Here is a 10673-nt window from a genome sequence, read left to right on the forward strand (position 1 = left end):
GTGAGGATGAACAGGATGCCTGCCGTAGCCGGCCAGTTTTACCCCGGAAAGCCAGCTGACCTTCTCCGGGAGGTCGAGAACTATACCGCCGTTCCCGCCGAAAGAACAGCAGCACTCGGTGTTGTCGTTCCGCATGCCGGCTACCTCTATTCCGGCGCCATCGCCGGAAAAACCTTTGCGCGTGTCCACATCCCCCGAAAAGTCATCATCCTCGGACCCAATCATCATGGCGTGGGCCCTGCCGCTTCCGTCTACGCAGCAGGGGCCTGGCAAACCCCGCTCGGGATGATGCCGATTGATGCGCCACTTGCCGGCGCTATCCTGGCCAAATGCCCGGGGACGACGGCGGATATGTCGGCGCACCGGCTGGAACATTCCCTGGAAGTCCAGGTCCCCTTTCTGCAGGTTTTGACACCGGAATGTTCCATCGTACCGATCTGCCTTGGTCGACTTGCGCTCACAGAACTGCTGCTCCTCGGGGAGCACCTTGGTCGGGTACTGACGCAATTTCCGGAAGAGGTCTTGATCGTGGCCAGTTCGGACATGACCCACTACGAAGCCGGAGCCGTGGCCCGCGAAAAAGACCAGCGTGCGCTGAAATGCATCCTTGATCTCGACCCCGAAGGACTCTACCGCACGGTCCGCGATGGCCGCATCAGCATGTGCGGCGTGATTCCCGTGGTGGTCATGCTGGCAGCGACCCTGCAAAAAGGGGCGCGCAGCGCCACGCTGGTTCATTACGGCAATTCGGGTGATATCACCGGCGACCAGTCCGAAGTGGTCGGCTACGCCGGTGTGATCGTCGTGTGATTGGCCGATTCCGGGCAAATATCCCTTGTCAACCACCGGTCAATACAGTATAAAAAATCGGGTCGCCGTTGAGCGACCCTTTCTTTTGGATCCGTACCTACAGATTGCCCAGGAGCTATCGATGTCTGACCTGCGTGTTCGCTTTGCCCCCAGCCCGACCGGCTATCTGCATATCGGCGGTGCCCGTACCGCCCTCTTCAATTACCTGCTGGCCCGCAAAGAAAGCGGGACGTTCATCCTGCGCATCGAGGACACCGATGTTGTCCGCTCAACCCAGGAATCGGTAGACGCGATTCTGCAGGCAATGGAATGGCTCGGTCTTTCATACGACGAAGGGCCTTTTTACCAGTCTGAGCGGTTTGATCTCTACCGCTGCAAGGTTCAGCAGTTGCTTGACAACGGACACGCCTATCGCTGCTACTGCAGCCAGGAAGAACTCGACGCCAAACGCGAAGCCGCCATGAAAACCGGGGGCAAGCCCAAATATGACGGGACCTGCCGCAACCGCAACGAGCCTCCGAATGCCGATGCGCCCTTTGTCGTTCGTTTCAAGTCGCCGCTTGAGGGGGAGACGACCTTTGTTGACCGCATCAAGGGCCCAATCACCTTTCGCAACGAAGAGCTTGACGACATCATCATTCAACGCAGCGACGGCACCCCGACCTACAATTTTGTCGTCGTGGTGGATGACGCCGAGATGGGCCTGACCCTGATCATCCGCGGTGACGACCATGTCAACAACACGCCACGGCAGATTCCCATTTGCCAGGCACTCGGTTATCCGGTTCCGCAATTCGCCCATGTCCCGATGATTCTCGGTGCGGACAAAAGCCGACTTTCCAAACGCCACGGCGCCACATCGGTGATGGCGTATCGCGACCTGGGCTACCTGCCCGAAGCGATGGTCAATTACCTGGTGCGGCTGGGCTGGTCTTTTGGCGACCAGGAAATTTTCTCGATGGATGAATTGGTGGATAAATTTTCCCTCGACAATGTCGGCAAGGCGGCCGGCGTGTTCAACCCCGAAAAACTCCTCTGGCTCAACGCCCATTACATCAAAAACGGTGATCCGGTTCGACTCGGAGAACTGCTCAGGGAGCACTTGGCGGTTATCGGGATCGATACCGCCAAAGGACCCGCCCTGCCGGCAGTTGTCAAGACCCTGCAGGAGCGCTCCCGCACCCTGGTCGAGATGGCCGAGGGCGCGACTTTCTATTTCAGAGATGAGGTCGAGTTTGATGAGGAGGCCGTCGCCAAGTTTCTGACTTCAGACAAGCAGTCGGTGCTGGAATGCCTTATTCGCCACCTGGAAGAATGCTCGGACTGGTCACACGACGGCATCGCGGCCGCCTTTCAGCAGGTCATGGATGAAACCGGCCTCAAGCTTGGCAAGATCGGTCCTTCGGTTCGCGTCGCCCTGGTCGGCGGCACTACCAGCCCCAGTATCTATGAAGTGGTAGAGGTGCTGGGGAAGGCCCCCAGTCTCAAACGCCTTAAAAAGGCTCTCGAAATTCTGAAATAATTACAAATCGACCCGGCGTGCCGTCAAGAACGCATGATCAAGAGGGGTCTTTTTCGCTATTAAGAAAACACATAAACACCGGCCGCATATAGCTTTTTTTGCGGCCGGTGTTTTTTTGAAATGGACGAAAAAAAAATCTATTGACAATGCTAATGGAAATGGTAATTTCCACTCGCCCAATCAAGGGACCAGCTATTTTACAGGCGTCACACCGGCAATGACCGTCGTCAGTTTTTCCAGAAAATTTCTTGCGATCCTTTTGCTTCTGGCTCTGTTTGGTGCCCGCATGGGTGCCGTGAGCTATACGGCTTTTATCGTTCCGTTGCAGGACTATATCGCCCAGACGGATTTCATAGCCGATGCTGACACCAAGCCCTTGATGGCTCATTTTAAAGCCAAAACACACGGCGCCGATATTCCCGTACCGTGCACCGAACTGGTTTATGTCGAAAAGGTTTTTGAAACTCCCGTCAAGTTTCCCCCTGTCACCGAAAAAGATTTGCCCGAAGGGTACGTGAAAATCTTTATCCCCCCCGCTTAGCCGTTCTTTCAGCGGCCCCCTGCGGCCGTAACCCCACCATTGCAGCCGATATCAGACAGCACAGAACCTTTGTGCCTGTATAGTTACGTAATTCAGGACACTTCAGCCGCATGTGCGGCAGTGTATATAACTTCATTTGAAAGGTATTAAAGATGAAAAAGAACATTTTCTGCTGGGCCCTGGTCATTGTCTGTTGTGCATTCTCCGCTGGCTGTGCAAAAAAGAGCAAAGTGGCTGAAAACCTCGACTCCCTGTCGAACACTTCTGAGGTTGTAGCTGATTCGGGCGACCGTTCCGGCCAGTCCGACACCAGCGGCCTTCGGGTCGGCAATGCACAGCTGGGTATGAAAGGAATCTACTTCGAGTTTGATTCCTACACCCTGTCCGAAGACTCCAAGCAGACCCTGCAGGCCAATGCCGAGTGGCTCAAAGCCAACCCGACCGCCAGCATCGTCATTGAAGGTCACACCGACGAGCGCGGCTCCGATGTCTACAACATGGCCCTGGGTGAGAACCGCGCCCGCAGCGCCAGCAACTACCTTGTTTCCCTTGGCGTTTCTGCCGAGCGCGTCCGCATCATCAGCTACGGCGAAGAGAAGCCGGCTGTCATGGGTCAGGGCGAAGGTGTCTGGTCGAAAAACCGTCGCGCCGAATTCATGTAAGCTGCAAAGCTGAAACAACAAAAAAAGGCCGGACCGCTATGGCGGTCCGGCCTTTTTTTTGTCTTTCAGTTAACTTGGAACATTACCCGAGAATCTGCTTGAGGTCTTGCTCGGCCGTGGTGATCGGACCGATGTTGAAATTTTCTACCAGGAAGTTGAGCACGTTCGGGGTAATGAACGCCGGCAGAGTCGGTCCCAGCTTGATGTTCTTGATCCCCAGGTGCAGCAGGGTCAGCAGGATGGCTACCGCCTTCTGCTCGTACCAGGAGAGGATCATCGACAGCGGCAGGTCGTTGACGTCGCACTTGAATGCCCCGGCGAGGGCGACGGCGATCTGGATGGCGCTGTAGGCGTCATTGCACTGGCCGACGTCGAGCAGGCGAGGGATGCCGCCGATGTCGCCGAAGTCGAGCTTGTTGAAGCGGTACTTGCCGCAGGCCAGGGTCAGGATGACGGTATCCTTGGGCGCTTTTTCGGCGAACTCGGTGTAGTAGTTACGTCCCGATTTGGCCCCGTCGCAGCCGCCGATCAGGAAGAAGTGCTTGATCTGGCCGGCCTTGACCGCGTCAATGACCTTGTCGGCAACGCCGAGAACCGCGTTGTGGCCGAAACCGGTGAGGATCTCCTTGCCGGGAGCGTCGGGGAAGCCGTCGCACTCGAGGGCTTTGTTGATGACCGCAGAGAAGTCCCAGCCGTCGACGTGCTTGACGTCAGGCCACTGCACCAGGCCCCAGGTAAAGAGACGGTCCTTGTAGCTGTCCGCCGGCCGCTGGATGCAGTTGGTGTTGAAGATGATCGCGCCGGGGAAGTTGACGAATTCCTTGGCCTGATCCTGCCAGGCACCGCCGAAATTGCCGGCCAGGTGGGCGTATTTTTTGAGGCCAGGGTAACCGTGGGCGGGGAGCATTTCACCGTGGGTGTAAATGTTGATCCCCTTGCCTTCGGTCTGGTTGAGCAGTTCCTCGAGCATTTTCAGGTCGTGACCGGTCACCAGGATGGCCTTGCCGGCCTTGGTGCCGAGCTGTACCGGGGTCGGAACCGGGTGGCCGTAAGCATCGGTATGGGCCTTGTTGAGCAGTTCCATGGTTACCAGGTTGATGCGGCCGCACTCCATCGCCAGGGTGACGAAATCCATGAGGCCGAGACTCTTGTCGAGGGTGGCGGCGAGGGCCTTGTGGGTAAAGGCGTAAATCTCGTCATTTTCGGCGCCGAGGATCAGGGCGTGGTCGGCGTAAGCCGCATAGCCCTTCATGCCGTAAACAAGCGTATCCTGCATCGACTGAACGTCGGGATCGATCGCCTCGCTCTTGACCCCGTGGGCTTCGCCCTGCTGGATCAGGCCGGCGGTGTCGGCCGCAGGCTGCCACTGGGCCGCTTGCGGGATCGCCCCGCTGACCGAACCGGCCAGGTTCTTGGCCTTGGTCAGAATAGTGCCGGATTTACGTAAAATCTTGGCGATCGCTTCGGCGTCAAAATCGACGTTGGTGACGGTGGTAAAAAGCCCTTCGATCATGAAACGATCGATTTCGGCGTCCTTTTTCCCGGCTTTGCGGGCTTCGTTGGCCCAGAATGCGATCCCCTTGAGACCGTAGACCAGCAGGTCCTGCAGGGCGGCCACCTCAGGTTTCTTGCCACAGACCCCGATTTTGCTGCAACCGCCGTTGGCGGCCTGCTCACACTGGTAACAAAACATGTTCATAGCTCCTTCTTTGGATAATGAGTTTTTTTGCTCCGACGACAACCCAAGCCACTGTAAAATACCCATGATACATCTCCTTTGGTGTCCACAATACCGATTGTTGATTAAAATTTCCCAAACAGGTGAAATTGCGCCCTCGGCTGTGTATAATTTCTTTGCCTTGTTGAACTCTACAATAACGGCATCGGTTCTCAACCCCCTTGACCGAAGTCAAAAAATCATTTTTTTATTTCAGGGGTATTTAATGGCAAACTACTGGCTGATGAAATCCGAACCGGGCTGCTTTTCATTCGACGATCTGCTGCAGGCTCCCGGGCAGACCACTTCATGGGACGGGGTGCGCAATTACCAGGCGCGAAACCTGATGCGCGATTCGGTTTCCATCGGCGACGGCGTTCTTTTTTATCACAGCAATATATCGGACCCGGTTATCGCGGGGACAGCCAGGGTGGTTAAAGGCGGATACCCGGATCACACCGCCCTCGATCCCCGGGGTGAGCATTTCGATCCCAAGGCGACGGCGCAAAACCCGATCTGGTACATGGTTGACATCCAGGCGGTAAGCGCACTCGCTAATCCGGTGACACGCAGCATGCTTAAAAACCATCCCGGCCTGGCCGACCTGGATGTCTTGAAAAAGGGCAACAGACTTTCCGTGCAGCCTGTATCTGAATGTCACTGGCGGATGATTCTCTCGCTGGGCGGGATGATTGCCGACGAGTGTCCCGTGCGGCGAAATAACCGCAAAAGTCACTAGGACCAACATACGCAAACTGGACGGATATATCGGAGACCACGATGAAAAAAATCGGAAAAGTTATTGGCATCTTTGCGGTAATCCTGGTTGGGCTGGTCATTGTTTTGACCGTTTTGGCGAAAATGTTGATTACCCCGGAGCGAGTTAAGGCACAGGTGCTCCCGTTGGCCCAGCAGGCCCTTCATCGCGAGGTCCAACTAGGCGACGTCGACGTCAGCCTCTTTTCAGGCATCGTGCTGAAGAATCTACTAATCAAGGAAAAATCCGGCGATGCAGCTTTTGTCGCCGCCGACCAGGTCGTGCTGCGTTACCAGTTCTGGCCTCTGCTGTTCATGCGGGTCGTGGTTGACGAGGTTCGCCTGGAAGCGCCGAAAATCACCGTCATCCGGCAGGCTGACGGCAAGTTTAACTTTTCCGACCTGGCCGGCGATCCGACAACGGCATCCGACGGTTCGCCTGCGCCGGTAGACGCAGGCGCCACCGAGCAGAAATCGATCGATCTGCTCGTTTCGAAGGTCGCCATTGCAGGTGGTGAGCTGCAGATTATCGATTATGCCATCAATGCCAAGGCGCCCTATCGTTACAAAATGAGCGATTTGACCGTGCAGGCCAGGGACATCTCACTGCAGCAGTCATTCCCCTTCGGTATGCGGGCCAGTCTCAACGGATCGCCTCTTGCCATTGACGGCAGCGCCAACCTGAAGAGCCGGTCGGGCCAGGTCAAACTTCAGCTCACCGATTTGGATGTGACGGCATTTTCTCCCTACCTCAGGGACAAGATACCCGGCAAGTTGGGTTCACTCAAAGTCAGTGCGGACCTGAATGCGGAAGGTGGAGCGGAATCACTGACGACCCGCGGCAAGGTAGATTTCCAGGACATCGATGTCACCCTGAATGCGTTGCCAGACGCCCCGTTCAAGAAGGCCTCACTCGCACTTGATTATGATGTCCAGGTTGACCTGGCCCGCACAATAATCATGATCGACAAGGCGAACGCCAACTTTAACGGAATAACACTTGACCTGTCCGGTCAGGTTGTCGATTATTCAAAATCACCCAAAGTAGATCTTGTTGCCGTGCTCAATGAACTCGATCTGCGTGCAGCCCTGGCCGCCGTCCCCCAGGAACTGGTCAGTCAAGTCAAGGGGCTCGACCCGGCCGGATCGGTTCGTGCCAAAGTCAACCTTGCGGGTTCCGTGGACAAACCGCTTTCACTGATCAAGACGGGTGAAGTGCACCTGTCCGGCATCCAGGCTTCCGCAGGCGGCATGCGTCCTACCTTGACCGGCATGCTTTCCCTGGCCGGGGACCAGGTGGCCGCCGACAAGCTCAAGCTGACCCTTGACAACAACACTGCCGATATTAATTTCAAGGCGTCCCATCTTTTTGCTAAACCGATCGTGGTTTCGAGCCTGGTGACTTCCGAGCGTTTCCTGCTCGATCCGTTGCTCAAGGCGGGGGCCGCAAGCACAGAAAAAGCCGGCGCATCAGGCAAAGCCCCCGGGAGAAACCAGGCTGAAGAAATAGGTCCTTTTGACCTGCCGATCAAGGCCGATGGGGAAGTGCGTATCGGCCAGACGGTCTACCAGGGACTCAATATCGATAATTTTCAGATGCGCTACCGACTGGTTGGCAATATTTTTACCATTGAAACGATGACCGGCAAGGTGGCTGGCGGAACCTTCAGCAAGACGGCCACCATCGATCTGGGCAAAAAGGGGCTGGCCTACAACGCCAAGCTCAATGTCACCAGCGTTCAGGCCGATCCGATTGTCCGGGTTTTTGCGCCAAAAGCTGCCGGAACGATCTTCGGCGGGCTTTCCCTTGAGGCCGACTTCGACGGCAAGGGAACCCTGCCCGAGGCGCTCCGCAAGAGCCTGTCGGGGAAGGGGGCACTGGTTTTGGCCGACGGTCGTTTGACCGGTTCCTCCCTGGTGCAGGGGCTGGCAGACTTTATCCGTCTCGATGAATTGCGCGACCTCAGCTTCAGCCAGGCCAAGGGAAGCTATACGATGAAAAGCGGCAAGATTCAAATGAACAGCGATTTTGCCGGTAAGGACGTAAGTATGTCCCCAACTGGAACCATTGGCCTTGATGGCGACCTCAATCTCAGTCTCGGGGCCCGTCTGTCGCCGGCATTGACAGCCAAGCTGGATCGAAAGGGGGAGGTGGCCCAGTTCTTCGTCGATCAGCAGGGATGGAGCGAGTTGCCGCTTAAGGTCGGCGGAACCATGTTTAAGCCCAAGTTCTCGTTCGACGCCTCTGCGGTTAAATCGAAGGTCACAGAAAAGGCTCAAAGCGAGCTGCAGAAAAAACTGGAAGAAAAAGTATTTGATAAACTGGATTCAAAGGTGGACGGAGACCAGGTCAAGGAACCGGCGAAACAAATACTCGACAAGGCCATCAAGGGATTGTTCGGAAAATAATAACTAACGGTTCTGAGCTGATAAAACCATCAAAAGTCAGGAGTTTGGCATGTCAGGAATTGAAAATTTCAGCGGGTTTGAAGTAATCCGGGCCGCTATGGAAGTCGAAAAACAGGGGAGACAATTCTACTCTGCCATGTCGACCAGGGCTCACAGCGAAATGGCCAGGGAAATTTTCTCCTTGCTGGCCCAGGACGAAATAGCGCATTTAACAACACTCGAAAACATGGTTCCCAAATACCAGGATGGCGCGTTCTGGGAAAACGAGGAGCTGTTTCTGCCGTACCTCCGGCGTTTTTCCTCTGAACGGGTCTTCCCGTCGCCAGAGCGGATAGAGGAGGTGCTCCGATCGAAGCAGGCCGATCTTCAATCGCTGGCCCTGGCCATCGAGGCAGAAGAAAAATTTGCCGAGTACTTCCGTCTGGCCGCAGCACAATGCTTGACCGCCGACGGTAAAGAGGCTTTTGCCTGGCTGGCCGCAGAAGAAGAGCGTCATGCAAAAATACTCAAGGACCGGCGGGAAAAACTGTCCGGCAAACCTTGAGCAACACACAGGGAAATCAGGGAGGATCACAAATGGCTGGCCCGGAAGGTGTCATTAAATTCAAACTATGTCACCTTTTTGACTCGCCACACCGATACGACCTGCTCGCTGAACTGATTGCCTGGCGCAGAATCCTCTTTCAACTGCAGTTAATTGGAGAGGACCCAATGCGTTACGACGGTTACGGGTTCGGTAATATCAGTCAAAGAGTTCCTCCCTTTGACGACCCTTCTTGCCGGCCTTTCATCATCACCGGAACCCAGACCGGTTCCTGCCGCTCGCTCGGGCCGGAACATTTCTCCACGGTGACAGGGTGCGTTCCTGAGCAGAACCGGGTCACCTCGACCGGGCCGATCAAGCCGTCTTCCGAAGCCATGACCCACGCGACGCTCTATGAAGTAGACTCGGAGTTGCGGGTGGTCATGCATGTCCACTCTCCGCATATCTGGAGTGCGGCAACCCGTCTCGGGCTGCCCGCAACAAGAGCAACCGCAGCCTACGGCACAACCGCAATGACCGATGCGGTTCGTGAGGTCATGAATCAAGCGCTGACCAGGGAACTGAGCCTATTCGTCATGGGAGGGCATGAAGACGGCGTTGTCTCCTTCGGTCGGACCGCTGAACAGGCCGGGCATGCCCTGATCAGCATTCTGGCCAAGGCATACCTGATCAGCTGAGCTTCTAGTTTCGCTCGTTACCCCGCCCGCATCCCCCTGTATTTTTTGGTCATTCCAGCGCCTCTTGGGACAGATTTTGCAACACACTCTAATGTAATGGGGATAACCTTATCGCCCGTTACTTAAAGTCGCAAAATAACGCACTTCGCAGGGCGGAATCTTCTGGATGTCAAAAAATTGTTCCAGCACAACATCATCAACCGTCAAAAGGTTGCCGCAGGGATACCCGGCAAAATATTTCATTTTATTCGTCGGCGTCTGGTCTCTTCTGATCCTTTCCTCTTTAGCCTGGGCCACCTGGACGACCCGATCCAACTTGAAAGAACTGGCCCTGGTGCAGGCTCGTGCCGTTTCCGGCAAGGATGTTCTCTATCGCCGCTGGGGCTCATCTTTTGGTGGCATCTATGTCAACCAGGCGACCGGAATAGCCCCCAATCCACTCCTGCAGAATCACCCTGACCGCGATCTCGAAACCCGTTCCGGCCTGAAACTGACCCTGGTCAACCCGGAGTACATGAGCCAGATGGTGTATGAGATGGAGGAACAGACCCTGGGAATCCGCACCGGGATGACCAGCCTGAATCCGCTAAATTCGCGCAACCAGCCTGATCATTGGGAAACGACAGCACTCGGGCAGCTTCAGGATGGAGCGACGGACGTTTCAGTCATCGAGGATCATCCTGAGGGGCGGATCTTGCGCCTGATAACCCCGCTGCACGCCGAGCAGGGCTGCATGCAGTGCCACAGGGAGCATGGATATGTCCTGGGTGAGGTCTGCGGAGGCCTGACTGTGCGGGTTCCGATGAAGCCCTATGAAGAGCAGGCCCGCAGTGATCTTTTCAATCTAGGGTTCACCCATGCCCTGATCTGGCTGTTCGGACAGATGGCAATCGGACTCGGGTTTCGCAAATTCACCGCATCCGAGCGGGCCCGCCGTCGGACAGAAAATGAACTCATTGAAGCCAAGCTTGCCGCAGAATCGGCGAGTCGGGCCAAGGGGGATTTCCTCGCCAATATGAGTCACGAAGTGCGAAC

The 10673-nt window shown here is 55.9% G+C and carries 10 protein-coding genes; 9 read left to right on the plus strand and 1 reads right to left on the minus strand.

Annotated features, from left to right (window positions below):
* The first annotated feature begins 6 nt into the window (after positions 1 to 6).
* From amrB to pal, 4 genes are all read left to right on the plus strand, one after another.
* Positions 7 to 810, plus strand: a complete 804-nt coding sequence (gene amrB / locus ABYV89_RS02715; RefSeq protein ID WP_432821382.1) for an AmmeMemoRadiSam system protein B — start codon at positions 7 to 9, stop codon at positions 808 to 810.
* 121 nt (positions 811 to 931) lie between these two features.
* Positions 932 to 2332, plus strand: coding sequence for a glutamate--tRNA ligase (gene gltX / locus ABYV89_RS02720; RefSeq protein WP_432821383.1), 1401 nt, complete (start codon positions 932 to 934; stop codon positions 2330 to 2332).
* A gap of 115 nt (positions 2333 to 2447) precedes the next feature.
* Entirely contained in the window at positions 2448 to 2873 is a 426-nt protein-coding gene (locus tag ABYV89_RS02725) for a hypothetical protein (RefSeq protein WP_432821384.1), read from the plus strand.
* A gap of 152 nt (positions 2874 to 3025) precedes the next feature.
* Positions 3026 to 3535: a peptidoglycan-associated lipoprotein Pal gene (pal, locus tag ABYV89_RS02730; RefSeq protein ID WP_432821385.1), complete on the plus strand. Its 510-nt coding sequence runs from the start codon at positions 3026 to 3028 to the stop codon at positions 3533 to 3535.
* Between the two features lie 82 nt (positions 3536 to 3617).
* Here pal and hcp read toward each other — a convergent pair whose 3' ends face one another.
* Complete coding sequence (gene hcp, locus ABYV89_RS02735) at positions 3618 to 5228, minus strand: hydroxylamine reductase (protein ID WP_432821394.1); 1611 nt, start codon at positions 5226 to 5228, stop codon at positions 3618 to 3620.
* 250 nt (positions 5229 to 5478) lie between these two features.
* On the opposite strand from hcp, the gene ABYV89_RS02740 reads away from it, so the two are divergent.
* From ABYV89_RS02740 to ABYV89_RS02760, 5 genes are all read left to right on the plus strand, one after another.
* Positions 5479 to 5991 (plus strand): EVE domain-containing protein, encoded by a 513-nt coding sequence (locus tag ABYV89_RS02740; protein WP_432821386.1) that lies wholly within the window; start codon positions 5479 to 5481, stop codon positions 5989 to 5991.
* Between the two features lie 41 nt (positions 5992 to 6032).
* A complete protein-coding gene (locus ABYV89_RS02745; protein ID WP_432821387.1) occupies positions 6033 to 8417 on the plus strand; it encodes an AsmA family protein in 2385 nt (794 codons plus the stop codon).
* Between the two features lie 49 nt (positions 8418 to 8466).
* Positions 8467 to 8961, plus strand: coding sequence for a ferritin-like domain-containing protein (locus ABYV89_RS02750; protein ID WP_432821388.1), 495 nt, complete (start codon positions 8467 to 8469; stop codon positions 8959 to 8961).
* Positions 8962 to 9128: 167 nt separating this feature from the next.
* Entirely contained in the window at positions 9129 to 9638 is a 510-nt protein-coding gene (locus tag ABYV89_RS02755) for a class II aldolase/adducin family protein (RefSeq protein ID WP_432821389.1), read from the plus strand.
* A 316-nt stretch (positions 9639 to 9954) separates the two neighbouring features.
* Positions 9955 to 10673: c-type heme family protein (locus ABYV89_RS02760; RefSeq protein ID WP_432821390.1), on the plus strand; the 719-nt coding region annotated here is incomplete at its 3' end.

The organism is Trichloromonas sp. (assembly GCF_041583255.1).
In the GTDB taxonomy this organism is placed as follows: domain Bacteria; phylum Desulfobacterota; class Desulfuromonadia; order Desulfuromonadales; family Trichloromonadaceae; genus Trichloromonas.